A 26,606-nucleotide genomic window follows, 5' to 3' on the forward strand; every position below is an offset into this window, starting at 1 on the left:
TTTTCTCCTCCCGTGCGTGGGATCACTTAAGTGTACCTCGAATCCGCCATAACAATGATTTTTTAGGAGTTATCAACCAGGCTTAAGCGGGGAATGAAACCTACCTATCAGGAGTAAGACAATGATAAAAACAACAATCTGGCGTCAGGTGGTCATCGCTGCGTTGCTGGCGGGCGGTAGTTTTACCGTCGCCGCCAGTCCACCGCCGCCGCCGCCGGTCTCTTATGGCGTAGAGGAGGATGTATTCCACCCGGTGCGCGCCCGGCAGGGCATGGTGGCCTCGGTGGATGCGCTGGCCACCCGCGTCGGGGTGGATATTCTGCGCCAGGGCGGCAACGCCGTCGATGCGGCGGTGGCGGTTGGCTACGCGCTGGCGGTCACTCATCCGCAGGCGGGGAATATCGGCGGCGGCGGTTTTATGATGCTGCGGACGAAAGACGGCAAGACTACGGCGATCGATTTCCGCGAAATGGCGCCAGAGCAGGCCACCCGCGACATGTTCCTCGACGACCAGGGTAACCCGGACAGTAAAAAATCGCTCACCTCGCATCTGGCCTCTGGCACGCCAGGCAGCGTGGCGGGCTTCTCTCTTGCCCTGGAAAAATACGGCACCATGCCGCTGAACAAAGTGATCCGCCCGGCAATCAAGCTGGCGGAAGAGGGCTTTATTGTTAACGATGCGCTGGCGGACGATCTGAAGACCTACGGCAGCGAAGTGATCCCGCAGCACGAAAACAGTAAAGCGATCTTCTGGAAGAACGGCGAGCCGCTGAAGAAGGGCGACCGGCTGGTACAGAAGAACCTGGGGAAAAGCCTCGAGCTGATTGCCGAGCACGGTCCGGATGCCTTCTATAAAGGCGCTATTGCCGACCAGATCGCGGACGAGATGAAAAAGCACGGCGGGCTTATCACCAAAGCCGACCTCGCTAACTATAAGGCCGTGGAGCGCACGCCGATTAGCGGCGAATATCGCGGGTATGAGATCTACTCTATGCCGCCGCCCTCCTCCGGCGGGATCCACATCGTGCAGATCCTCAATATCCTCGAAAATTTCGATCTGCAGAAATATGGCTTTGGCAGCGCCGACGCTATGCAGGTGATGGCGGAGGCGGAGAAACATGCCTATGCCGACCGCTCTGAATATCTCGGCGACCCTGACTTCGTCAAAGTGCCGTGGCAGGCGCTGACCAGCAAAGCCTACGCCAAAGCGATTGCCGCCGAGATCGACGTCAATAAGGCGAAGCCTTCCAGCCAGATCCGCCCGGGCAAGCTGGCGCCCTATGAAAGCAACCAGACCACCCACTTCTCGGTGGTCGATAAAGACGGCAATGCGGTGGCGGTTACCTATACGCTGAATACCACCTTCGGCACCGGCATTGTGGCGGGGGACTCCGGCATTCTGCTGAATAACCAGATGGATGATTTCTCGGCGAAGCCCGGCGTACCTAACGTCTATGGCCTGGTGGGCGGCGACGCCAATGCGGTGGAGCCGAAAAAACGCCCGCTGTCGTCGATGTCGCCGACCATTGTGGTGAAAGACGGCAAAACCTGGCTGGTGACCGGCAGCCCGGGCGGCAGCCGGATCATCACCACTGTGCTGCAGATGGTGGTCAATACCATCGATTTCGGGATGAACGTCGCAGAAGCCACCAACGCCCCGCGCTTCCATCATCAATGGCTGCCGGATGAGCTGCGGGTGGAGAAAGGCTTTAGCCCGGATACCCTGAAGCTGCTGGAGGCGAAAGGGCAGAAAGTGGCGCTGAAAGAGGCGATGGGCAGCACTCAGAGCATTATGGTGGGGCCGGACGGGATGCTGTATGGCGCCTCCGACCCGCGTTCGCCGGATGATTTAACGGCGGGGTATTGATATGTTGCCCGGTGGCGCTGCTGCGCTTACCGGGCCAACCACTGCACGAACGCAGGTCGGGTAAGGCGAAGCCGCCACCCGGCAACATGCTACTTCATTCTCGCCATATAATATGCATCCACATATTCACCGTTGCGCAGCGCGTAACGCTTGCCTGTGCCTTCGATCTCAAATCCGTGTTTTTTGTACACCGCAATCGCCGGCTTGTTATCGGCGAACACCGTCAGCTCAATGCGGTCAACGCGCAGCCAGTTATCGCACAGGTCGATCATCTCGCGCATCAGCGCGCTGCCGATACCGCGCCCCTGATGGCCGGCGGCAACCGCCATGCCAAAGGTCGCCACGTGGCTGCGACGAGGGCGCGGTTCGACATGGAGCGACAGATGCCCGGTAACCCGATCGTCCAGCGTCGCCACCAGATGGAAGGTATGGGGTTTGGGCTGTAGCTTCTCCTGCCAGGCTTCCATGGCGGGGTAAGGGATCTGTAGCGTGTCATGATAGACCTCCGGGTGCGCCATCAGCATACGTAAAGGTTCAGCATCGCGCGGTTCGGCATGGCGTATCACTATGTCACTCATTCCCTTATCCTCTGTTTGGTGGTTGATTCTCCTTCACCATCTCTGACGGCAGCCGGGGAGTCAATGCCGTTTTTTGCAAAAAAAAGATAGACAAGTGCGAATGAGAATGATTATTATTGTCCTGCATTCAGGAAGACCCTTGCGGAAAGCCTGAAAGCACGACATTGCTCACATTGCTTCCAGTATTACTTTAGCCAGCCGGGTGCTGGCTTTTTTTTTGCTGCAACCTCAGGCGCTTTGCGGCCTGGCGGACATCACGCCGTCTTCCGCAACCAGGCCGATGAGATGACTTTTGCTTTCCGCCGCGGCCAGCACCTCGGCGCTGCCGGTGAACTGGCCGCCCTTTTTAATCGCCAGCGAGCGATAGGCGAGGGTGCCATCCAGATTGCCGTGCTCCTCAATGGTGATGCTGTCGCCGCGGCACTGGCCCTGAACCTTGCCATCAATAATCAGCTCACGGCAGCTGATGTTGCCCTCGACCTGACCTTCACGCATCACCTTAATCAGATGTTCTTTCGCCTCAATGTTGCCGGTAAGCTGGCCGTGAATATAGACATGGCCGCTGGCGACAATATTGCCGACGAAATGCACCCCGCTGGCGATGACCGTGGTCTCTTGTTTTTTGCTGGCGACCGCCTGGGATTCTGGGTTGTTTGCCGGAGGCGTGGCCACTTCTGACGTCTGAGGTTCCGTTTTATTTTTCTTAATAAACATCGCGTTAATTTTGTTCCGTTGGCTATGGAGGAGAAAGGCGACCAGTGCGCAGGCGGCCGCCAGGCGCGCCGGCACGATCGCATCGACAGACCAGGCGATCAGCGCGAGAAGCCAGAAAAAAAGGGCGCCGTTTAAGGCGAGATACTGTTTGTCCATCCGTAGCGGCTGGCTACTCCGTTAGTCATCAGCAACGTCCTGGTTTGCCCTCCACTTATCCGCAGTTTCGCCATTGAGATCAAGATATTTAACCGAAAAATGTCGATTTAATCTGTTGTTAATCAATGAGTTATTAATGATTACGTATGGATGGTACGAGACCTATTTTTTTGACGAATCTTCACGGAAAACGGACTGAGAGGATGAAGTCATGTCCCGGCTTGCGCTATGGTTGAAGGTAGCTCATTAACTAAGGACAGCGTTATGACTCTGCACTGCGCATTTATTGGCTTCGGCAAAAGCACCACCCGCTACCATCTTCCTTACGTGTTACACCGCCAGGACCGCTGGCAGGTGGCGCACATCTATCGCCGTCGGGCGAAGCCCGAGGAGCAGGCGCCGCAGTATTCCCACATCCATTTCACCAGCGATCTCGATGAAGTATTAAACGACCCGCAGGTCAGGCTGGTGGTGGTCTGCACCCATGCCGACAGCCATTTTGACTATGCGAAAAAGGCGCTGGAGGCGGGGAAAAACGTGCTGGTGGAAAAGCCGTTCACCCCGACGCTGGAGGAAGCCAAGACCCTGTTTGCGTTGGCGAACAGCAAAGGCCTGACGGTGACGCCCTACCAGAACCGCCGCTTCGACTCCTGCTTCCTGACCACTAAAAAGGTGATTGAGAGCGGCAAACTTGGCGAACTGGTGGAGATCGAAAGCCATTTTGACAACTACCGCCCGCTGGCGGAGACCAACCCCGGCGGCCCGCAAAACGGCGAGTTCTATGGCCTTGGCGTGCATACCCTGGACCAGATTATTTCGCTGTTCGGCCGCCCGGACCATGTCGCTTACGATCTGCGCTCGCTGCGCAACAAAGCTAACCCGGATGATACCTTTGAGGCCCAGCTGTTCTACGGCGATCTGAAGGCCATCGTTAAGACCAGCCACCTGGTGCAGATCGACTACCCGAAATTCATCGTCCACGGCCATAAAGGCTCGTTTGTGAAATATGGTATCGACCAGCAGGAGACCAGCCTGAAAGCCAATATCATGCCGGGCGAGCCGGGCTTTGGCGCGGACGACAGCGTCGGCGAGCTGGTGTATGTCAACGAGGCAGGGGAGACGGTGCGCGAAGCGGTCCCGCTGGAGAGCGGCGACTATGGTCGGGTCTACGACGCGCTGTACGACACCCTCGTCAACGGCCAGCCAAATTACGTCAAGGAATCTGACGTTCTTACCAATATGGAGATCCTGCAGCGCGGCTTTGAGCAGCCCTCACCGGCCACCATTACTCTGGTGAAATAAGCCCAGTCGGCTCCTCGGCGCTTGTTCATATTTTTTGAACAGAGGAGTCAATTTTCACCCTCTATGATCGTCGGCGAAATGGGTCCACACTGACTCCATCGAAAACATATGGGGGTGCAACATGATCTACTTACGCAAAGCGAACGAACGTGGCCACGCTAACCATGGCTGGCTGGATTCCTGGCATACTTTCTCTTTCGCCAACTACTACGACCCGAACTTTATGGGCTTCTCCGCCCTGCGGGTGATTAACGACGACGTCATCGACGCCGGTCAGGGCTTCGGTACCCACCCGCATAAAGATATGGAGATCCTGACCTATGTGCTGGAAGGGGCGGTGGAGCACCAGGACAGCATGGGCAACAAAGAGCAGGTGCCGGCGGGCGAGTTCCAGATCATGAGCGCGGGTACCGGGGTGCGTCACTCTGAGTACAACCCGAGCAAAACCGATCGTCTGCGTTTGTACCAGATCTGGATTATTCCGGAAGAAACCGGCATTACCCCGCGCTACGAGCAGCGCCGCTTCGACGCCGCCCAGGGCAAACAGCTGGTGCTGTCGCCGGATGCACGGGATGGCTCGCTGAAGGTCTATCAGGATATGGAGCTGTATCGCTGGGCGCTGCTGAAAGATGAGCAGTCGGTTCACCAGATTGCCGCGGAACGTCGCGTCTGGATCCAGGTCGTCAAAGGCGAAGTGACCATCAACGGTACCAAAGCCACTACCAGCGATGGTTTGGCTATCTGGGACGAGCAGGCGATTTCGGTTCATGCCGACAGCGATAGCGAAATCCTGCTGTTCGATCTGCCGCCGGTTTGATCGTTATCTGAGGTCGTCTATACCCAAAATAATTTGAGTTGCAGAAAGGCGGCGACGCAGAGAATCCCCAGGAGCTTACTTAAGTAAGTGACTGGGGGTGAGCGATGAAAGCCAACGCGCATGCAACTCGAAGTATGATAGGTATAAATAAATTGCGTAGCCTTCCCTCATGTTAGGGAAGGTTGCGCTTTGTCCGTGATAAACTGAGAAAATGTTCCCCGTTGATCACAGTCAGGACGATGAAAAAGAAAAGACCCGTACTTCAGGATGTAGCCGATCTTGTCGGCGTGACCAAAATGACGGTCAGTCGCTATTTACGCAACCCGGAGCAGGTCTCCGAAGCGCTGCGTGGCAAGATTGCCGTTGCCCTCGATGAACTGGGTTATATTCCCAATCGCGCCCCTGACATTCTCTCCAACGCCACCAGCCGCGCCATTGGCGTGCTGCTGCCATCGTTAACCAACCAGGTGTTCTCGGAAGTGCTGCGCGGGATTGAAAGCGTCACTGACGCCTTCGGCTATCAAACCATGCTGGCGCACTACGGCTACAAGCCGGAAATGGAAGAGAAACGCCTCGAATCGATGCTCTCCTGGAACATTGACGGCCTGATCCTCACCGAACGCACCCATACGCCCCGCACCCTGAAGATGATTGAAGTCGCCGGCATTCCGGTGGTGGAGCTAATGGACAGCCAGTCACCGTGCCTCGATATCGCGGTCGGTTTCGATAACTTCGAAGCGGCGCGGCAGATGACGGCGGCGATTATCGCCCGCGGCCACCGCCACGTTGCTTATCTCGGCGCGCGTCTTGATGAACGTACTATCATCAAACAGAAGGGGTACGAGCAGGCGATGCTCGATGCGGGCATGACGCCCTACAGCGTGATGGTGGAGCAGTCCTCGTCCTATTCATCCGGGATTGAGCTGATGCGCCAGGCGCGCCGCGAATACCCGCAGCTTGACGGCATCTTTTGCACCAACGATGACCTCGCGGTCGGCGCGGCCTTTGAGTGCCAGCGCCTGGGGCTGAAGATCCCGGACGACATGGCGATAGCCGGTTTCCACGGCCACGATATCGGCCAGGTGATGGAGCCGCGGCTGGCCAGCGTCCTGACCCCGCGCGAGCGGATGGGGCGCATTGGCGCCGAACGTCTGCTGGCGCGCATTCGTGGCGAAGCGATTACCCCTAAGATGTTAGATTTAGGTTTCACATTGTCACCGGGCGGATCAATTTAAACTGACAAGTTTGAAGTAGATCACACATATTCACATCTGGCACGAATGGATATTGCTTCTCCACAGGTCCGGCATGACAATGTTACCGATAACAGTTACCCGTAACAATTAACCGATACGCCGCCTTCGCGCTCAATGAGTCAGCCCCGGCGCGGCGTACCTGTCCGGTGGGAGGATGCTTTGAGCACGACTAATCATGATCACCACGTCTACGTTCTGATGGGCGTTTCCGGCAGCGGGAAATCCGCTGTCGCCAGCGAAGTGGCGCATCAGCTGCATGCCGCGTTTCTCGACGGCGACTTTCTGCATCCGCGCAGCAATATCACCAAGATGGCCTCCGGTGAGCCGCTCAACGATGACGACCGTACCCCGTGGCTGCAGGCGCTAAATGACGCCGCGTTTGCCATGCAGCGTACCAATAAGGTGTCGCTGATCGTCTGTTCGGCGCTGAAGAAGAGCTATCGCGACATTCTGCGCAAGGGCAACCCGAACCTCTCCTTCATCTACCTGAAAGGCGACTTCGAGGTGATCGAAAACCGTCTGAAGGCGCGTAAAGGGCACTTCTTCAAAACCCAAATGTTGGTGACGCAGTTTGAAACGCTGCAGGAACCAGGCGCCGACGAGAGCGATGTGCTTATCGTCGATATCGACCAGCCGCTGGAAGGCGTGGTGGCCAGCACCATTGAGGTGATCAACAAAGGCAGTCACTAGTGAGTACTTTAACGCTTGTTTTAACAGCAGTCGGCTCGGTATTGCTACTGCTGTTTTTAGTCATGAAGGCGCGGATGCACGCCTTCGTGGCTTTGATGGTGGTTTCTATTGGCGCAGGTCTCTTCTCCGGCATGCCGCTGGATAAAATCGCGGCGACGATGGAGAAGGGGATGGGCGGTACGCTGGGCTTCCTGGCGATCGTCGTCGCGCTGGGCGCGATGTTCGGGAAGATCCTGCATGAAACGGGGGCGGTCGATCAGATTGCCGTCAAGATGCTCAAATCCTTCGGCCACAATCGCGCGCACTATGCGATTGGTCTCGCCGGCCTCATCTGCGCGCTGCCGCTGTTTTTCGAAGTGGCGATCGTGCTACTGATCAGCGTCGCCTTCTCGATGGCGCGCCATACCGGCACTAACCTCGTGAAGCTGGTGATCCCGCTGTTTGCCGGGGTGGCCGCCGCCGCGGCGTTCCTGCTGCCGGGACCGGCGCCGATGCTGCTGGCGTCGCAAATGCACGCCGACTTTGGCTGGATGATCCTGATTGGCCTGTGCGCGGCAATTCCGGGAATGATTATCGCCGGGCCGCTGTGGGGCAACTTCATCAGCCGCTACGTTGAGCTGCATATTCCTGACGACGTGACGGAGCCGCATCTCGGCGAAGGCAAAATGCCCTCCTTCGGCTTCAGCCTGTCGCTGATCCTGCTGCCGCTGGTGCTGGTAGGCCTGAAAACCATCGCCGCGCGCTTTGTGCCGGTGGGGTCGACCGCTTACGAATGGTTTGAATTTATCGGTCACCCATTCACCGCGATCCTGGTAGCCTGCCTGGTGGCAATCTACGGCCTGGCGGTACGTCAGGGGATGGCGAAAGACCGGGTGATGGAGATCTGCGGTCATGCGCTGCAGCCGGCGGGCATTATCCTGCTGGTGATCGGGGCAGGCGGCGTCTTCAAGCAGGTGTTGGTTGACTCCGGCGTCGGCCCGGCGCTGGGTGAAGCGCTGACCGGTATGGGGCTGCCGATCGCCATTACCTGCTTCGTGCTGGCGGCGGCGGTGCGTATCATCCAGGGCTCCGCCACCGTGGCGTGCCTGACGGCGGTCGGCCTGGTGATGCCGGTGATTGAGCAGCTGAACTACAGCGGCGCGCAGATGGCGGCCTTGTCTATCTGTATCGCCGGCGGCTCGATTGTCGTGAGCCATGTGAACGACGCCGGCTTCTGGCTGTTCGGTAAATTTACCGGCGCCACCGAAGCCCAGACGCTGAAAACCTGGACGATGATGGAAACCATCCTCGGCACCACCGGGGCGATTGTCGGCATGATCGCCTTCCAGCTGCTGAGCTAAGTCTGTTCGCCACCCGCTCGCGGGTGGCCAAAAGCCAGGGTAACGCCGTTTACCCTGGCTTCCCGGCGATAAGCCGCGCTTTTTCCCTCTTTTCTCTTCCCGCTCCTCGCCCTTATTAGCGCTACGACGATGCTCGTATCCTTCGGCAAGCCTTGCTGCACCTGGGTTTGTTGCCTCTTTTTGGCAAGGGGAAAATCAGCGGATTTCGCGCTTAATCCATAATCAGGATCAATAAAATCGCGACGGAAAATGTTCCATTCCCTGGGTGATTTCCCCGATAATCATTGCGCTTTGACGACGACCAGCGACGGTGGACAATGTGCAGGATAAGTTGCTTTTCTGATTGTTCAGCAATCATTGATTAATTTCACTTGCGACTTTAGCTGCATTTTGTAAGGTGAGGGATAATCCAGTTGGAAACTGGTCAGGCACAAACAGCACACACCTCGCAGGAATACGTTATGAAAAATGTTGGTTTTATCGGCTGGCGCGGAATGGTCGGCTCTGTTCTCATGCAACGCATGGTTGAAGAGCGCGATTTCGACGCCATTCGCCCGGTGTTCTTCTCTACCTCCCAGCTGGGACAGCCAGCGCCGTCTTTCGGCGGTAGCACCGGTGGCACGCTCCAGGATGCGTTCGATCTGGACGCGCTGAAGGCACTGGACATTATTGTCACGTGCCAGGGCGGCGATTACACCAACGAGATTTACCCGAAGCTGCGCGAAAGCGGCTGGCAGGGTTACTGGATTGACGCTGCCTCTTCGCTGCGCATGAAGGACGATGCGATCATTATCCTCGACCCGGTTAACCAGGACGTGATCACCGCCGGCCTGAACAACGGCGTAAAAACCTTTGTCGGCGGCAACTGCACCGTCAGCCTGATGCTGATGTCCCTCGGCGGCCTGTTTGCCCAGGATCTGGTGGAGTGGGTCAGCGTGGCGACATACCAGGCGGCTTCCGGTGGCGGCGCGCGTCATATGCGCGAACTGCTGAGCCAGATGGGCCAGCTGCACAACCACGTCGCGGCAGAGCTGGCGGACCCGGCTTCCGCCATTCTGGATATCGAGCGCAAAGTGACGTCGCTGACCCGCAGCGGCGAGCTGCCGGTGGATAACTTCGGCGTACCGCTGGCGGGCAGCCTGATCCCGTGGATCGACAAACAGCTGGATAACGGCCAGAGCCGCGAAGAGTGGAAAGGCCAGGCGGAGACCAACAAGATCCTCGCCACCTCGTCCGTTATCCCGGTAGACGGCCTGTGCGTCCGCGTTGGCGCGCTGCGCTGCCACAGCCAGGCGTTCACCATCAAGCTGAAAAAAGATGTCTCTATCCCGACCGTTGAGGAGCTGCTGGCCGCGCATAACCCGTGGGCTAAAGTGGTACCGAACGATCGCGACATTACCATGCGCGAGCTGACCCCAGCCGCGGTGACTGGCACCCTGACCACCCCGGTAGGACGCCTGCGTAAACTGAATATGGGGCCGGAGTATCTGTCGGCCTTTACCGTTGGCGACCAGCTGCTGTGGGGCGCCGCGGAGCCGCTGCGCCGGATGCTTCGCCAGCTGGCGTAAGCGCAGGATGAACAGAAAGGGGGTCTTCGAGCCCCCTTTTTTTTTGCGTAATACAAGGAGTAAACGCGGATGTTAGATTTTTCCCCACGGAGGTAACTCAGCCTTGGCTATGCTTTAAGTAAGGAATTCCTTACCTGAAGGTGGGACGGAGCAGAAGGATGCAGAAAGCGCTGCGCCGTTCAGGTCAAAAAAAGTCGCCAGTTACAGGAATGAGCGACACTTACAACAGGATGAAAGCATGTCTAATCATATCGATAGAGACGTGATTAATGCGCTAATCGCCGGTCATTTCGCGGACCCTTTTTCCGTGCTCGGCATGCACCGTACCGATGCCGGGCTGGAAGTGCGCGCATTATTACCCGATGCCACCGATGTGTGGGTTATTGAACCGAAAACCGGACGCAAAGTCGGCAAGCTCGAATGCCTCGACTCGCGTGGTTTCTTCAGCGGCGTTCTGCCGCGGCGTAAAAACGCCTTTCGCTATCAGTTGGCCGTCACCTGGCACGGGCAGCAGAATCTGATTGATGACCCTTATCGCTTTGGTCCGCTGCTGCAGGATCTTGACGTCTGGCTGCTGTCGGAAGGGACCCACCTGCGCCCTTACGAAACGCTGGGCGCGCACGCCGCCACCATGGACGGCGTCACCGGCACCCGTTTCTCGGTATGGGCGCCGAACGCCCGCCGCGTCTCGGTGGTGGGGCAGTTTAATTACTGGGACGGCCGGCGCCACCCGATGCGATTCCGCAAAGAGTCCGGCATCTGGGAACTGTTCGTCCCCGGCGCGCACAATGGCCAGCTGTATAAATTCGAGCTGATTGACGCCCACGGCCATCTGCGGGTCAAAGCCGACCCTTACGCCTTTGAATCGCAAATGCGTCCGGAAAGCGCCTCGCTTATCTGCGACCTGCCGCCTAAAGTCGAACAGCCGGCGGACCGCAAAGCGGCGAACCAGTTCGATGCCCCTGTCTCTATCTATGAAGTGCATCTTGGCTCATGGCGTCGCCATACCGACAATAATTTCTGGCTGAGCTACCGCGAGCTGGCCGACCAGCTGGTGCCCTACGCGAAATGGATGGGCTTCACCCATCTCGAGCTGCTGCCGGTTAACGAGCACCCGTTCGACGGCAGCTGGGGCTATCAACCCACCGGCCTCTATGCGCCGACCCGCCGATTCGGCACCCGCGATGATTTCCGTTACTTTATCAACGCCGCGCACGCCGCCGGGCTAAACGTCATTCTGGACTGGGTGCCTGGCCACTTCCCGGCGGATGATTTTGCCCTTGCCTCTTTCGATGGCACCGCGCTGTATGAGCACAGCGATCCGCGCGAGGGGTATCACCAGGACTGGAATACCCTGATCTACAACTACGGACGCCGCGAAGTCAGCAACTTCCTGGTGGGAAATGCGCTGTACTGGATCGAACGCTTCGGCATCGATGCTCTGCGCGTCGACGCGGTGGCCTCGATGATCTATCGCGACTATAGCCGCAAGGCGGGGGAGTGGATCCCCAACGAATACGGCGGCCGGGAAAATCTGGAAGCCATTGAGTTTCTGCGCAACACCAACCGCATCCTTGGCGAACAGACGCCGGGCGCGGTCACCATGGCGGAAGAGTCCACCGATTTCGCCGGGGTAACCCGTCCGCCAGCCGGCGGCGGCCTCGGTTTCTGGTTCAAATGGAACCTCGGCTGGATGCACGACACCCTGGATTACATGAAACTCGATCCGGTGCACCGCCGCTACCATCACGACAAAATGACCTTCGGCATGCTCTACAACTACACCGAGAACTTTGTGCTGCCGCTCTCCCACGATGAAGTGGTGCACGGCAAAAAATCGATTCTCGACCGCATGCCGGGGGACGCCTGGCAGAAGTTCGCCAACCTGCGCGCCTACTACGGCTGGCTGTTCGCCTTCCCGGGGAAAAAGCTGCTGTTTATGGGCAATGAGTTCGCCCAGGGCCGCGAGTGGAACCATGACGGCAGCCTCGACTGGCATCTGCTGGAGGGCGGCGACAACTGGCACCACGGCGTCCAGCGGCTGGTGCGCGACCTGAACCATACCTATCGCCACCATAAGGCGCTGCACGAGCTGGACTTTGACCCGTACGGCTTCGAATGGCTGGTGGTGGATGACCACGAGCGCTCAGTGTTTGTCTTTGTGCGCCGCGACCGGGCGGGGAACGAGATTATCGTCGCCAGCAACTTCACGCCGGTGCCGCGCCACGACTACCGCTTCGGCATCAACCAGCCGGGCCGCTGGCGCGAGGCGTTGAATACCGACTCAATGCACTATCACGGCAGCAACCAGGGCAACGGCGGGGTGGTGGAAAGCGATGCCATCCCCAGCCACGGTCGCGAACATTCGCTGTCCCTGACCCTGCCGCCGCTGGCGACGATCTGGCTGGTCCGGGAGGCGCAATGACCAACCTCGCGGCAGGCAAGCCTGCGCCGTTGGGCGCCAGCTATGACGGCAAGGGGGTGAACTTCGCCCTCTTCTCCGCCCACGCGGAGCGGGTGGAGCTGTGCGTGTTCGACGAGCAGGGCAACGAGCAACGCTTCGATCTCCCGGCGCGCAGCGGCGACATCTGGCACGGCTGGCTGGCTGCCGTCGGGCCGGGCCTGCGCTACGGCTACCGGGTGCATGGCCCCTGGGATCCGGCGCAGGGACACCGCTTTAACCCGGCCAAGCTGCTGCTCGATCCCTGCGCTCACCGGGTTGAGGGCGATCTGCCGGACGACGAGCGCCTGCACGGCGGAATGTGGCAGCCGGATCATCGCGATAGCGCCGCGATAGCGCCAAAATCGCAGGTAGTGGATCTGCGTTACGACTGGCTGGGCGATAAACCGCCGCGTACCCCATGGGGGGAAACGGTGCTTTATGAAGCGCACGTGAAAGGGCTCACCCTGCTTAATCCGCAGCTGCCGGAAGCCATTCGCGGAACGTATAAGGCGCTGGGCCACCCGGTGATGATCGCTTACTTCAAATCGCTGGGCATCAGCGCCCTTGAACTGTTGCCGGTGGCGCAGTTCGCCAGCGAGCCGCGACTGCAGCGGATGGGGTTGAGCAACTACTGGGGCTACAACCCGCTGGCCTGGTTCGCGCTGGATCCGCGCTATGCCAGCGACCCGACGCGCGCCCTGGATGAGTTTCGCGATGCGGTTAAGGCGCTGCATGCCGCCGGTATCGAGGTGATTCTGGATATCGTGCTCAACCATAGCGCGGAAATCGATCTTGAAGGTCCCACCGTCTCCCTGCGCGGAATCGACAACCGTAGCTATTATTGGGTAAGGGAAGATGGCGATTATCACAACTGGACCGGGTGCGGGAATACGCTCAATCTCAGCCACCCGGGGGTAGTGGAACTGGCGCGCCAGTGTTTGCGCTTCTGGGTGGATGAGTGCCATGTCGACGGTTTTCGCTTCGATCTCGCCTCAGTGATGGGGCGGACGCCGGAATTCCGCCAGGATGCGCCGCTGTTCGAGGCTATCCGCCACGACAGCGTGCTGTCGCAGGTGAAACTGATCGCCGAACCCTGGGATATCGGCCCGGGGGGCTACCAGGTGGGCAATTTTCCCCCGCTGTTCGCCGAGTGGAACGACCATTTTCGCGATAGCGCCCGCCGCTTCTGGCTGCAGCAAAACGTCTCCCTGGGGGATTTCGCGCAACGCTTCGCGGCCTCCAGCGATCTCTTTGCCCGTGATGGCAAGCCGCCATCGGCGACGGTCAATCTGGTGACGGCCCACGATGGCTTCACGCTGCGCGACTGCGTTTGTTTCAATCAGAAACACAATGAGGCGAACGGGGAGGAGAATCGCGATGGGACTAACAATAACTACAGCAACAATCATGGTATAGAAGGATTAGAAGCTAATTTTGCGGTGATTGAACGGCGACGCGCCAGCGTGCATGCGCTGCTGACGACGCTGCTGCTGGCTCAGGGGACGCCGATGCTGCTGGCGGGCGATGAGCAGGGCCACAGCCAGCACGGCAACAATAATGCCTACTGTCAGGACAACGCCCTTACCTGGCTCGACTGGCGCCAGGCGAACCCGGGATTAACCGCCTTTACCGCGGCGCTGATCCACCTGCGCCGGCGCATTCCGGCGCTCACCCGCAACCGCTGGTGGCAGGAGGGGGATGGCAGCGTCCGCTGGCTTAATCGCCATGCCCAGCCGCTGACTGCCGGGGAGTGGCAGCAGGGGGCAGCGTGTATGCAGATCCAGTTGTCGGATCGCTGGCTGCTCACGCTGAACGCCACCGCAGAGGTGGTCGATATGGTTTTACCCGAGGGGGAATGGCGCGCCGTTCCTCCATTCGCCGGAGAGGATAATCCGGTCATCATGGCTGTCTGGCATGGGCCCGCGCACGGAGTGTGCGTATTTCAAAGGTCGTAAGCCCTGAAGCTTCCGGTTGAACCCGTGGCGGCGGCGCGGCGGGATGAGCAGGAAAGCTGGGGTGTAAAAAGGAGTTAATCATGGTTAGGCTTGAAAAAAACGATCCGCTGATGCTGGCGCGTCAATTACCTATCAAATCCGTGGCGTTGATCCTCGCGGGCGGCCGTGGCACCCGGCTTAAGGATCTCACCATTAAGCGTGCGAAACCTGCCGTTCACTTCGGCGGCAAGTTCCGTATTATCGATTTCGCATTATCTAACTGCATTAACTCAGGGATCCGCCGCATCGGCGTTATTACCCAGTATCAGTCGCATACGCTGGTGCAGCACATCCAGCGCGGCTGGTCGTTCTTCAGCGAAGAGATGAACGAGTTTGTCGATCTGCTGCCGGCCCAACAGCGCGTACACGGCGAAAACTGGTATCGCGGCACGGCGGACGCGGTGACGCAGAACCTGGACATCATCAGCCGCTACAAGGCCGAGTACGTGGTGATCCTCGCGGGCGACCATATTTATAAGCAGGACTACTCGCGCATGCTGATCGACCATGTCGAAAAAGGGGCGCGTTGCACCGTGGCCTGCATGCCGGTGCCCATTGAAGAGGCATCCGCCTTCGGCGTCATGGCGGTCGACGAAAACGAAAAAATCATTGAGTTTGTCGAGAAACCCGCCAACCCGCCGGCGATGCCGACCGACCCGACCAAATCGCTGGCCAGCATGGGCATTTATGTCTTCGACGCCGCCTATCTTTATGAGCTGCTGGAAGAAGACGATCGCAACGAGAACTCCAGCCATGATTTCGGCAAAGACATCATTCCGAAGATCACCGAAGCTGGCATGGCTTATGCACATCCTTTCCCGCTCTCCTGCGTGCAGTCCGACCCGAACGCCGAGCCGTACTGGCGCGACGTGGGGACGCTGGAGGCCTACTGGAAGGCCAACCTCGATCTGGCGTCAGTCACGCCGGAGCTGGATATGTACGACCAGAACTGGCCGATCCGTACCCATATGGAATCGCTGCCGCCGGCGAAGTTCGTGCAGGACCGTTCCGGAAGCCACGGCATGACCCTGAACTCGCTGGTCTCCGGGGGCTGCATTATCTCCGGGTCGGTGGTGGTACAGTCGGTGCTGTTCCCGCGCGTGCGGGTGAACTCATTCTGTAACATTGATTCGGCAGTCTTGTTGCCAGATGTCTGGGTGGGGCGCTCATGCCGCCTGCGTCGCTGCGTGATTGACCGCGCCTGCGTCATCCCGGAAGGAATGGTGATTGGTGAGAACGCGGAAGAGGATGCACGCCGCTTCTATCGCTCAGAGGAAGGTATCGTGCTGGTGACCCGCGACATGCTGCGGAAATTGGGGCACAAACAGGAGCGCTAATGCAGGTCTTACATGTATGTTCTGAGATGTTCCCGCTGTTAAAGACGGGCGGTCTGGCGGACGTCATCGGCGCGCTGCCGGCGGCGCAAATCGCGGAGGGTATCGATACGCGCGTGCTGTTGCCGGCGTTTCCCGATATCCGCCGCGGCGTGGTGGATGCCCAGGTGGTGACCCGCCGGGATACGTTCGCCGGGCGGATCACGCTGCTGTACGGCCACTTTAACGGCGTGGGGATCTATCTGATAGACGCCCCGCATCTCTATGACCGGCCGGGGAGCCCTTACCACGATACCAACCAGCACGCTTATACCGACAACGTTCTGCGCTTTGCGCTGCTGGGCTGGGTGGGAAGCGAAATGGCCAGCGGACTGGATCCGTTCTGGCGCCCGGATGTGGTCCATGCCCACGACTGGCACGCCGGCCTGACGCCGGCCTACCTGGCGGCGCGCGGGCGTCCGGCTAAATCGGTTTTTACCGTGCACAACCTGGCGTACCAGGGGATGTTTTACTCCTGGCATATGAATGATATCGAGCTGCCGTGGTCGTTTTACAACATGCATGGCCTCGAGTTTAACGGCCAGATCTCGTTTCTGAAGGCCGGTCTTTACTACGCCGACCATATTACGGCGGTGAGCCCGACCTACGCGCGCGAGATCACCGAGCCGCAGTACGCCTACGGCATGGAGGGGCTGCTGCGTCAGCGCCATCATGAAGGGCGGCTGTCGGGAATTCTCAACGGCGTTGACGACGGTATCTGGAGCCCGCAAAACGACCTCCTGCTGCCGATGCGCTACGATCGCGACACGCTGGAGGAGAAGGCGGAGAACAAGCGTCAGCTGCAGATCGCCATGGGCCTGAAGGTCGATGATAAAGCGCCGCTGTTTGCCGTCGTCAGCCGTCTCACCAGCCAGAAAGGGCTGGATCTGGTGCTCGAAGCGCTGCCGGGCCTGCTTGAGCAGGGCGGCCAGCTGGCGCTGCTGGGCGCTGGCGACCCGGTGCTGCAGGAAGGGTTCCTTGCCGCCGCTGCCGAACACCCGGGCAAGGTGGGGGTGCAGATTGGCTATCATGAGGCCTTCTCCCACCGCATTATGGGGGGCGCCGACGTCATTCTGGTCCCGAGCCGCTTTGAACCCTGCGGTCTGACCCAGCTGTACGGTCTGAAGTACGGTACGCTGCCGCTGGTGCGCCGCACCGGCGGGCTGGCGGACACGGTCTCTGACAGTTCGCTGGAGAACCTTGCCGATGGTCTGGCGACAGGTTTTGTCTTTGAGGACAGCAATGCGCTGTCATTGCTGCGCGCTATACGTCGCGCCTTTGTCCTCTGGTCGCGCCCATCGCTCTGGCGCTATGTGCAGCGTCAGGCGATGAATATGGATTTTAGCTGGCAGGTTGCCGCGAACTCCTATCGCGAACTTTATCAACGCTTGATGTAATCACTGGAGTCATTGTTATGAATGTACCCTTTAGCTATGCATCACCGACGCTGAGCGTTGAGGCGTTAAAACATTCTATTGCCTATAAGCTGATGTTTATCATCGGTAAAGATCCGGCCATCGCCAACAAGCATGAATGGCTTAACGCCACGCTGTTTGCCGTTCGCGATCGCATGGTGGAGCGCTGGCTGCGCTCCAACCGCGCGCAGCTCTCGCAGGAAGTGCGCCAGGTATACTATCTGTCGATGGAGTTCCTGATCGGCCGTACCCTCTCGAATGCCCTGTTGTCGCTCGGCATCTATGACGATGTGAGCAGCGCGCTGGCGGAGATGGGGCTCGATCTCGAAGAGCTGATCGATGAAGAGAACGACCCCGGACTTGGCAACGGCGGTCTGGGCCGCCTGGCGGCCTGCTTCCTTGACTCCCTGGCGGCGCTGGGGCTGCCGGGACGTGGCTACGGGATCCGCTACGACTACGGGATGTTTAAACAGAATATCGTCGATGGCCGGCAAAAAGAGTCCCCTGACTACTGGCTGGAGTACGGTAACCCGTGGGAGTTTGAGCGCCACAACACCCGCTATAAAGTGCGCTTCGGCGGCCGCATTCAGCAGGAGGGGAAGAAAACCCGCTGGATAGAGACGGAAGAGATCATTGCCGAAGCCTACGATCAGATTATCCCCGGCTTTGACACCGACGCCACCAACACGCTGCGTCTGTGGAGCGCGCAGGCCAGTAGCGAAATTAACCTCGGTAAGTTTAACCAGGGCGACTACTTCGCCGCGGTAGAGGATAAGAACCACTCCGAAAACGTCTCCCGCGTCCTCTATCCGGACGACTCGACCTACTCCGGCCGCGAGCTGCGCCTGCGCCAGGAGTATTTCCTCGTCTCGGCCACGGTGCAGGATATTCTGAACCGCCACTATCTGTTGCATAAGACCTATGACAACCTGGCGGACAAGATAGCCATCCACCTGAATGACACCCACCCGGTGCTGTCGATACCGGAGCTGATGCGCCTGCTTATCGACGAGCATAAATTCAGCTGGGACGAGGCGTTCGAGGTGACCTGTCAGGTCTTCTCTTATACCAACCATACCCTGATGAGCGAAGCGCTCGAGACCTGGCCGGTGGATATGCTGGGCAAAATTCTCCCGCGCCATCTGCAGATTATCTTTGAGATTAACGACTACTTCCTCAAGACCCTGCAGGAGCAGTATCCCAACGATACCGCGCTGCTCAGCCGGACCTCGATTATCGACGAGTCAAACGGCCGTCGCGTGCGGATGGCCTGGCTGGCGGTGGTGGTCAGCCACAAGGTCAATGGGGTGTCGGAGCTACATTCCCGATTGATGGTGGAGTCGCTGTTTGCCGAATTCGCCAAAATTTTCCCGATGCGCTTTATCAACGTGACCAACGGCGTCACGCCGCGCCGCTGGCTGGCGCTGGCCAACCCGCCGCTGTCGAAAGTGCTGGATGAGCATATCGGCCGCACCTGGCGGACCGATCTGAGCCAGCTTGACGAGCTGAAGCAGCATATCGACTATCCGACGGTCAATCAGGCAGTGCGTCAGGCTAAACTGGAAAACAAACAGCGGCTGGCCAGCTATATTGCGCAGCAGCTCAATGTGGTGGTGAATCCGAAGGCGCTGTTTGATGTGCAGATCAAACGCATTCACGAGTACAAACGCCAGCTGATGAATGTGCTGCACGTCATTACCCGCTATAACCGGATCAAAGCCGATCCGCAGGCGGAGTGGGTGCCGCGGGTGAACATTTTCGCCGGTAAGGCGGCTTCAGCCTACTACATGGCCAAGCATATTATTCACCTGATCAACGATGTGGCGGCGGTGATCAATAACGATCCGCAGATTGGCGACAAGCTGAAGGTCGTTTTTATCCCCAATTACAGCGTCAGCCTGGCGCAGCTGATCATTCCGGCGGCAGACCTGTCGGAACAGATCTCGCTCGCAGGCACGGAAGCCTCCGGCACCAGTAATATGAAGTTTGCCCTTAACGGCGCGCTGACGATCGGCACCCTCGACGGGGCGAACGTGGAGATGCAGGAGCACGTGGGCGAAGAGAATATCTTTATCTTCGGCAACACCGCGGAAGAGGTGGAGGAGCTGCGTCGCAGCGGCTATAAACCGCGCGAATATTACGAGCAGGATGAAGAGCTTCACCAGGCGCTGACGCAGATCGGTACCGGCGTTTTCAGCCCGGCGGAACCGGGGCGCTACCGCGACCTGCTGGATTCGCTGATTAACTTTGGCGACCACTACCAGGTGCTGGCGGACTATCGTAGCTATGTAGACTGCCAGGATCGCGTCGACGAGCTGTATCAACATCCGGAAGAGTGGGCCTACAAGGCGATGCTGAATATTGCCAATATGGGCTACTTCTCTTCCGACCGGACGATCCAGGAGTACGCGAAATACATCTGGCATATCGACCCGGTAAGGCTGTAAGCCAGTCAACGCAACACAACACAACGGGGCCATTTGGCCCCGTTGTTTCATTATTGCGGTTGGATCCGGCCTCAGGCGTTTCCCCAGGCCCGCGCAACCGGGCGCGTTAAGACGCTAACGACAGTTCAGACTTTCCCGCATGCTGCGCCAACCATTCGCTGATGCGCGCCTGCTGCTCGCCATTCAGCCACATGCCCTGTTTGGTACGACGCCAGATGGCGTCATCCAGGCTGCGCACCCATTCATGCTCAACCAGATACTTCAGCTCGGCTTCATAAAACTCATGGCCGAAATCTTCCCCCAGATCGCTCAGGGCGCTGGCTTCCTTGAGGATCCACTCGCTGTTGCTCCCGTAGGTGCGGGCATAATGGCGGGCCAGTGACTCACTGATGAACGGGAAGCGACGGCGCAGTTTTGCTGCGTAGTCGTCGCGGTCGCCGCCGATATCGCCGCCGGGGAGCACCGCGGTTTTGGTCCATGCCGGGCCGATCCCTTTGTAATAGGGGGTCAGTTTTTCCAGCGCATGCTCGGCTAGTTTGCGATAGGTGGTCAGCTTCCCGCCGAAGACGGAGAGCAGCGGCGCCTGGCCGTTCTCATCGTGAATATCCAGCGTGTAGTCGCGGGTGATCGCCTGCGGTGAATCCGACTCGTCGTCGCACAGCGGACGGACGCCGGAGTAGGTCCAGACGATATCGTCCCGGCTGAGGGTCTTTTTAAAGTGCGCGTTATAGACGTTCAGCAGGTAATTAATCTCTTTATCATCAATGGCCACCGCTTTCGGATCGCCCTTATACTCGACGTCCGTCGTGCCGATGATGGAGAACTCATCCATCCACGGGATAACAAACACAATACGTTTATCTTCGTTTTGCAGAATGTAGGCCTGCTTCTGGGTATGCACCCGCGGCACCACGATGTGGCTGCCCTTGATCAGGCGAATACCGTAAGGCGAGCGGAGATGCATCCCTTCGTCGAAGAACTGTTTGACCCATGGACCGGTGGCATTGACCAGACCGCGCGCCTTCCAGGTAAACTTCTCGCCGCTATAGATATCTTCCGCTTCCACCACCCACAGGCCGTTCTCCCGTTTTGCCGAGATGGCGCGAGTGCGGGTCCGCACCTCGCCGCCTTTGCGGACGACCATCTGCGCATTGGCCAGCACCAGGCGGGCATCGTCGACCCAGCAGTCGGAATATTCGAAACCGCGCACAATTTCCGGCTTAAGTACCGATTCTGCGCCAAAACGCAAGCCGGTGGATCCCGGCAGACTGGTGCGTTTGCCCAGATGATCGTACATAAACAAGCCGATGCGGATCATCCATGCAGGACGCAGATGCGGGCGATGCGGGAGACGAAAGCGCATCGGGAAGGCGATATGCGGGGCCATTTTTAACAGCACTTCGCGTTCGGCCAGCGCTTCGCTGACCAGGCGGAACTCATAGTGTTCGAGGTAGCGTAGCCCGCCGTGGATCAGTTTGGAACTGGCGCTGGAGGTGGCGCAGGCGAGATCGCGCGCTTCCAGCATCAGTACGGATAAACCACGCCCGGCGGCATCTGCCGCGATACCGGCACCGTTGATGCCTCCGCCTATCACAATCAGATCTTTGGTTTCCACGTTCTTACCCTCTCACACTTTCGTTTAAGCTCACAAATGCTCGATATCGCTCACTATAGCAAACAAACGCGCTTTTGGTAACATCAAAAAAACATTTTGGAGTGATGGGTGTAACATATTGGCGTTTCTTTACCGCCTGACGGTACACTACAGGGTAAAATTGGGCCGGCCACTGCCCGTCATGACGAGAAAGAGAAGAGAACCATGGAACAGTTTGAATGTATCAACGTTGAAGAAGCGCACCAGAAACTGCATCAGCAGACGGCGGTTTTGGTCGATATCCGCGATCCGCAAAGCTTTGCGATGGGCCATACGCCGGGCGCGTTTCATCTGACCAACGATACCCTGGGCGCGTTTATGCGTGACAACGACTTTGACACGGCGGTGATGGTGATGTGCTATCACGGCAACAGCAGCAAGGGCGCCGCGCAGTATCTGCTGCAGCAGGGGTTTGATAAGGTCTACAGCGTTGACGGCGGGTTCGACGCCTGGCATCGCCATTTCCCGGCGGAAGTGGCGCACGGGACGTTTTAACGACTGGCAGGTATACTATCTCCCTTTGTGTGGAATAAGCGATTCGCTGCATGTTAATGATTACCTCTTTTGCCAACCCGCGCGTGGCCCAGGCGTTTGTCGATTATATGGCGACGCAGGGGATTATCCTGACTATCCAGCAGCACACCCAGAGCGACGTCTGGCTGGCTGATGAGAGTCAGGCCGGGCGCGTCAGGGCTGAGCTGGCGCGTTTTCTCGAAAACCCGGCGGACCCGCGCTATCTGGCGGCGAGCTGGCAGTCCGGACAGACCAACAGCGGGTTGCGCTATCAGCGCTTTCCTTTCTTTGCCACGCTGCGGCATAACGCCGGCCCGTTCACCTGGGCGATTCTGCTGATCTGCATCGCGGTGTTCATCCTGCAAAATCTGCTGGGCGATCAGCCGGTGATGATTTGGCTGGCCTGGCCCTACGATCCTTCGCTGCAGTTCGAAGCCTGGCGTTATTTCAGCCATGCTTTCATGCATTTCTCGCTGATGCATATTCTCTTCAACCTGCTATGGTGGTGGTATCTCGGCGGCGCGGTGGAAAAGCGCATCGGCAGCGGCAAGCTGGTGGTGATCACCGTCATCAGCGCCCTGCTGAGTGGCTTCGTGCAGCACCAGTTTAGCGGCCCGTGGTTTGGCGGGCTGTCGGGCGTGGTTTACGCGCTGATGGGCTATGTCTGGCTGCGGGGCGAGCGCGATCCGCAGAGCGGTATTTATCTGCAGCGCGGGTTGATACTCTTCTCTTTAGTGTGGTTAATTGCTGGCTGGTTTGACGTTTTCGGCATGGCGATCGCCAACGGCGCGCACGTGGCTGGTCTGGCGACCGGCCTGGCGATGGCGTTTGTCGATACCTTGCATGGGCGAAAACGCGCATAAAGACTTACCGACAGGGGTCGGGTAGGCGACATTTTTCCAGGGATATTTCATGAAACAAACACAACGTCATGACGCCATTATCGAGCTGGTAAAAAAACAGGGTTACGTCAGCACGGAAGAGCTGGTTGAGCAGTTCGCGGTCAGCCCGCAGACCATCCGCCGCGACCTGAACGATTTAGCCGAACAGAAAATGATCCTCCGTCATCACGGCGGCGCGGCGCTGCCCTCCAGCTCGGTGAACACCTCCTGGCACGATCGCAAAGCGACCCAGACGGCGGAGAAAGAGCGTATCGCCCGGCGGGTGGCCAGCGAGATCCCGGACGGGGCGACGCTGTTTATCGATATCGGCACCACGCCGGAAGCGGTGGCGCACGCCCTGCTCGATCACAACGATTTGCGGATTGTGACCAATAACCTGAACGTCGCCAACACGCTGATGGTGAAAGAGGACTTCCGCATTATTCTCGCCGGCGGCGAACTGCGCAGCCGCGACGGCGGGATCATCGGGGAAGCCACCCTCGACTTTATCTCGCAGTTCCGTCTCGACTTCGGCATTCTCGGCATCAGCGGCGTCGACAGCGATGGCTCGCTGCTGGAGTTTGATTATCATGAAGTGCGCACCAAGCGCGCGATTATTGAGAATTCACGCCACGTGATGCTGGTGGTAGATCATACCAAGTTTGGCCGTAACGCGATGGTCAACATGGGCAGCATCAGCATGGTCGATGCGGTCTATACCGATGTGCTGCCCCCGGCGGGCGTGCTCAAGGTCATCACCGATAACAACCTCCAGCTCGAGCTGTGCTAAGCGACAACGGCGTCGTCAGACGCCGTATCCCATCATCTTAAGCAACTGCTGGGCATGCTGCACCGCGTCCTGACGGTGGGCGACGCCTAGTTTCTGATACAGGTTGCGAATATGGGTCTTGATGGTGGTGGCCGCCACGTCAAGCTCGCCGGCAATCTGCTCGTTGCTGTAGCCGGAATAGATTAAGCCAAGCACCTGCCATTCGCGCTGGGTCAGCGGGCTGGTGCGGATAAGCTCCGGCACCTCGGGGTGATTCAGCAGCCGCTCGACGAACCCTTCGTCAAAGTGGGCGAATTTGTGGCGATGATGCTGGTTGATGTCGCGCAGAATACGCTGGGCGCGATGCTGCTCCAGCTCCGGCAGGGTGTTTAGCTGGATCAGCTGGCGTAGCTGCTGGGCCATCGCCTCGCCTTCAATCACAAAGTGGTTGATAAAGCCGGTGCGGTTGGCGAGCGTCAGGGCTTCCAGCAGGGCTTTCTGCGCTTCGCTCTTGCGTCCTGCCTGCCAGTACAGCTGGTTGAGCAGCAGCAGGTTGCGGTTGAGATCGCTCATCAAACGCAGTGAACGCGCATTTTCGTTCAGCTCTTCCAGCACCATTTCCGCCGGTTCGAAATCGCCCAGCAGGATCTGCGCGCGGGCAATATTGCGCCACTGGCTCTGCAGGAAGTGGTTATTGGCGAATTCCGGCTTCGGCGTCTGGCGCAGCCAGTTGGCCGCCGCGGTTTTATCGCCGGTCATCTGCCAGTAGATCACCCGCACCTTGTCGGCGTTGGAGACCCAGTCGCTGTGGTAGTGACCGTTACCGAGCAGGTTTTCCAGCCGGTTCAGGTGGCTACGGGCATTGTCCAGATCGCCGCGCGCCAGCGAGCATTGCACCATCAGCGCCAGGCACTGCAGCTGCTGCTGCGGTTGATAAGTTGAGAGAACCGCCATCCCCTGGCGGGCGCAGGCTTCAGCCTCGTCGAGGCGCGCCCATGCCCACAGCAGCTGAGAGCGGATGCGCAGCAGGAACTCATGCATCGGCAACTGCTCAAGATGCTGTTCGCGTACCAGATGGAAGGCTTTCTCCTGGCTCTCCCAGGCGGCCTGCAGGAAGCCCTGGGCGAACAAAATTTCGCTTTGCTGAATGATGCTCCACAGGGCGTAATGCCAGACGTCGTGACGGCGGGCCATCTGTTCGGTCTGCTGCATCACGGCGAGAGATTTGGTCAGTTTCCCCTTACAGTGGAGGACTTCGCCATGTACCGAGGTGGCGACGATGCGGCTGTAATAGTTGGCCAGCGGCAGCTCTTCCAGCGCCACCATCGACAGACGTTCCGCTTCGTCCTGATCGCCGTCGTTAATCGCCACCTGCGCGCGCAGGGCGTTGAAGTCGCCATGCATCGCGATATCCATTTCGACGCTCATCTCCTGCTCGGCGCGCGCCAGCAGGGTGTTGACTTCGCTGTAGCGATGCTGGCTCTGCATCAGCCAGGCCTGCAGCAGGATCAGGCGCGGATTTTCCAGCAAATTTGACCAGGGCAGCGCCGACAGCGACTGCTCCAGCAGACCCAGTTCGCTATGGTTAAACATGCCCCAGGCGTGATTGAGCAAGATATCGCGCAGCATTTTGGCATCGCCGGCCGCCAGCGCATGGTGGATGGCCTCGCTGGGGAAGCCTTGCGCCATCCAGCTCTCCGCCGCGGCGCGGTGGATCTCCGGCAGTTCAACCGCCAGCTCCCACTGACAGCGCTGGCGCAGGAAACTGCCAAACAGCGGGTGATAGCGGAACCATTCGCCGGAATCATCCATCCGCTGCAGGAACAGCCCCTGACGTTCGATCTCCTCCAGCTGCATCTGGCCATTCTCTTCGCCGGTGACGCGCACGATTAACGCGTCGTTCATTGAGCGCAGCAGAGAGCTCTTCAGCAAAAAGTTGCGCGTGCGGGCGTCGACGTTATCCAGCACTTCATCCACCAGATAATCCGACAGATGGCTGGCGTTAATCCCGGCGAGGCGACGGGCGGAGTGTTGGGCGGAGGAGTTATTCTGGCGGGCGGAGAGGGCGATGAGCTGCAGCGCGGTGGCCCACCCGGCGACGTCGTCGCACAGCCGACTGCTGTCGTCGGCTTCGATAGGCGACGTCAGACGACAGTCGAAAAATTGTTTCGCTTCCTGGTGGGTAAAGGCCAGCTGCTGGCTGCCAATCTCCAGCAGCTGATCGCGGACGCGCAGGTTGGCAATACCCAGCTGCGGCAGGTTCCGCGACAGGACCACGAGGGTCATATTCTCCGGCTGATGGCGCAGGAAAAAGCGCATCGCGTCATGGATCACCGGATTATTGATCAGGTGATAATCATCAATGACGAGGTACAGCGGGCGCTGCCAGTCGGCGAGTTCAATAAACAGCTGCGCAAAAAGAGAGGAGAGGCTGGCGTACTGGCGCTTTTGCACCATCGCTTCACTGGCCGCGCAGTGGTTGCCGGTGGCCTGCTGGATCGCCGCGATCAGATAGCTGGCAAAACGCTCCTGCTGGTTGTCGCCTTCGTCCAGCGAAAACCAGCCAAGATCGTTTTTACCTGCGGCCCACTGAGAAATGAGCGTTGTTTTACCGTACCCGGCAGGACTGGTGATCAGCACGAGACGATAATTGTTCGCGCCGGAAAGTTTCGCCAGTAAACGCTCACGAACCACGGTGTGTTCAAGGCGGACCGGACGACTTAATTTGGACGGAATCAACATAGTTCTACATTTCGCTGTGCAAGAGAGAGGTTGCGATTTTTTTTGCGCTTCGTAATTAATATCTAATAAGGTCGGTGATTATGAAAT

At 58.7% G+C, this 26,606-nt stretch carries 19 protein-coding genes and 1 pseudogene; 15 read left to right on the forward strand and 5 right to left on the reverse strand.

The annotated features are described in order from the left end of the window. The first annotated feature begins 121 nt into the window (after positions 1-121). Positions 122-1,867, forward strand: a complete 1,746-nt coding sequence (gene ggt, locus ABLX76_RS02750; RefSeq protein WP_023291221.1) for a gamma-glutamyltransferase — start codon at positions 122-124, stop codon at positions 1,865-1,867. A gap of 89 nt (positions 1,868-1,956) precedes the next feature. Here the strand turns inward: ggt and yhhY are convergent, their stop codons facing one another. Next, on the reverse strand, positions 1,957-2,433 hold the full coding sequence (yhhY, locus tag ABLX76_RS02755; protein WP_072096665.1) for an N-acetyltransferase: 477 nt from the start codon (positions 2,431-2,433) through the stop codon (positions 1,957-1,959). A 240-nt stretch (positions 2,434-2,673) separates the two neighbouring features. Then, positions 2,674-3,315 (reverse strand): polymer-forming cytoskeletal protein, encoded by a 642-nt coding sequence (locus ABLX76_RS02760; RefSeq protein ID WP_023291219.1) that lies wholly within the window; start codon positions 3,313-3,315, stop codon positions 2,674-2,676. A gap of 264 nt (positions 3,316-3,579) precedes the next feature. On the opposite strand from ABLX76_RS02760, the gene ABLX76_RS02765 reads away from it, so the two are divergent. The 5 genes from ABLX76_RS02765 (at position 3,580) to gntU (ending at position 8,720) form a co-directional block, all read left to right on the forward strand. Next, positions 3,580-4,617, forward strand: coding sequence for an oxidoreductase (locus ABLX76_RS02765; RefSeq protein ID WP_032454242.1), 1,038 nt, complete (start codon positions 3,580-3,582; stop codon positions 4,615-4,617). Between the two features lie 121 nt (positions 4,618-4,738). Next, positions 4,739-5,434, forward strand: coding sequence for a pirin family protein (locus tag ABLX76_RS02770; protein ID WP_002920779.1), 696 nt, complete (start codon positions 4,739-4,741; stop codon positions 5,432-5,434). A 239-nt stretch (positions 5,435-5,673) separates the two neighbouring features. Further along, on the forward strand, positions 5,674-6,669 hold the full coding sequence (gene gntR, locus ABLX76_RS02775; RefSeq protein ID WP_023291217.1) for a gluconate operon transcriptional repressor GntR: 996 nt from the start codon (positions 5,674-5,676) through the stop codon (positions 6,667-6,669). A 180-nt stretch (positions 6,670-6,849) separates the two neighbouring features. After that, entirely contained in the window at positions 6,850-7,380 is a 531-nt protein-coding gene (gene gntK, locus ABLX76_RS02780; RefSeq protein WP_004202126.1) for a gluconokinase, read from the forward strand. Continuing rightward, complete coding sequence (gene gntU / locus ABLX76_RS02785; protein ID WP_004202127.1) at positions 7,380-8,720, forward strand: gluconate transporter; 1,341 nt, start codon at positions 7,380-7,382, stop codon at positions 8,718-8,720. The genes gntK and gntU overlap by 1 nt, the downstream gene beginning before the upstream one ends. On the opposite strand, the pseudogene ABLX76_RS02790 reads toward gntU, so the two are convergent. Next, positions 8,717-9,078 (reverse strand): annotated as a pseudogene (locus tag ABLX76_RS02790) (hypothetical protein). The gene gntU and the pseudogene ABLX76_RS02790 overlap by 4 nt on opposite strands. Before the next feature lie 103 nt (positions 9,079-9,181). Here ABLX76_RS02790 and asd point away from each other — a divergent pair. The 6 genes from asd (at position 9,182) to glgP (ending at position 19,960) form a co-directional block, all read left to right on the forward strand. Beyond that, positions 9,182-10,288: an aspartate-semialdehyde dehydrogenase gene (gene asd / locus ABLX76_RS02795; protein WP_023291215.1), complete on the forward strand. Its 1,107-nt coding sequence runs from the start codon at positions 9,182-9,184 to the stop codon at positions 10,286-10,288. Positions 10,289-10,526: 238 nt separating this feature from the next. Then, positions 10,527-12,713 carry a 1,4-alpha-glucan branching enzyme gene (gene glgB, locus ABLX76_RS02800; protein ID WP_048335469.1) on the forward strand — a complete coding sequence of 729 codons (2,187 nt, stop codon included), beginning with the start codon at positions 10,527-10,529 and terminating at the stop codon, positions 12,711-12,713. Continuing rightward, on the forward strand, positions 12,710-14,686 hold the full coding sequence (gene glgX, locus ABLX76_RS02805) for a glycogen debranching protein GlgX (protein WP_023291213.1): 1,977 nt from the start codon (positions 12,710-12,712) through the stop codon (positions 14,684-14,686). The genes glgB and glgX overlap by 4 nt, the downstream gene beginning before the upstream one ends. A gap of 80 nt (positions 14,687-14,766) precedes the next feature. Then, positions 14,767-16,062, forward strand: a complete 1,296-nt coding sequence (gene glgC, locus ABLX76_RS02810; protein ID WP_002920566.1) for a glucose-1-phosphate adenylyltransferase — start codon at positions 14,767-14,769, stop codon at positions 16,060-16,062. Continuing rightward, positions 16,062-17,495, forward strand: coding sequence for a glycogen synthase GlgA (glgA, locus tag ABLX76_RS02815; protein WP_004202133.1), 1,434 nt, complete (start codon positions 16,062-16,064; stop codon positions 17,493-17,495). Before glgC ends, glgA begins: the two co-directional genes overlap by 1 nt. Before the next feature lie 17 nt (positions 17,496-17,512). Then, the gene (gene glgP / locus ABLX76_RS02820; protein ID WP_023291212.1) at positions 17,513-19,960 is read left to right on the forward strand and encodes a glycogen phosphorylase; all 2,448 of its coding nucleotides are present in this window, start codon (positions 17,513-17,515) and stop codon (positions 19,958-19,960) included. A 106-nt stretch (positions 19,961-20,066) separates the two neighbouring features. Here glgP and glpD read toward each other — a convergent pair whose 3' ends face one another. Then, the gene (gene glpD / locus ABLX76_RS02825) at positions 20,067-21,575 is read right to left on the reverse strand and encodes a glycerol-3-phosphate dehydrogenase (RefSeq protein WP_348873934.1); all 1,509 of its coding nucleotides are present in this window, start codon (positions 21,573-21,575) and stop codon (positions 20,067-20,069) included. 204 nt (positions 21,576-21,779) lie between these two features. On the opposite strand from glpD, the gene glpE reads away from it, so the two are divergent. Genes glpE through ABLX76_RS02840 form a run of 3 tightly spaced genes read left to right on the forward strand, consistent with a single transcriptional unit; the run spans position 21,780 to position 23,798 of the window. After that, complete coding sequence (glpE, locus tag ABLX76_RS02830; RefSeq protein ID WP_101978493.1) at positions 21,780-22,109, forward strand: thiosulfate sulfurtransferase GlpE; 330 nt, start codon at positions 21,780-21,782, stop codon at positions 22,107-22,109. 50 nt (positions 22,110-22,159) lie between these two features. After that, on the forward strand, positions 22,160-22,990 hold the full coding sequence (glpG, locus tag ABLX76_RS02835; RefSeq protein ID WP_004151408.1) for a rhomboid family intramembrane serine protease GlpG: 831 nt from the start codon (positions 22,160-22,162) through the stop codon (positions 22,988-22,990). 49 nt (positions 22,991-23,039) lie between these two features. Continuing rightward, entirely contained in the window at positions 23,040-23,798 is a 759-nt protein-coding gene (locus ABLX76_RS02840; protein WP_002920548.1) for a DeoR/GlpR family transcriptional regulator, read from the forward strand. Positions 23,799-23,813: 15 nt separating this feature from the next. Here the strand turns inward: ABLX76_RS02840 and malT are convergent, their stop codons facing one another. After that, positions 23,814-26,519: an HTH-type transcriptional regulator MalT gene (gene malT, locus ABLX76_RS02845; protein ID WP_065883149.1), complete on the reverse strand. Its 2,706-nt coding sequence runs from the start codon at positions 26,517-26,519 to the stop codon at positions 23,814-23,816. Between the last annotated feature and the right edge of the window lie 87 nt (positions 26,520-26,606).

Origin of the sequence: Klebsiella sp. JB_Kp004, from assembly GCF_040065795.1 — a bacterium.
Taxonomy (GTDB): Bacteria; Pseudomonadota; Gammaproteobacteria; order Enterobacterales; family Enterobacteriaceae; genus Klebsiella; species Klebsiella quasipneumoniae.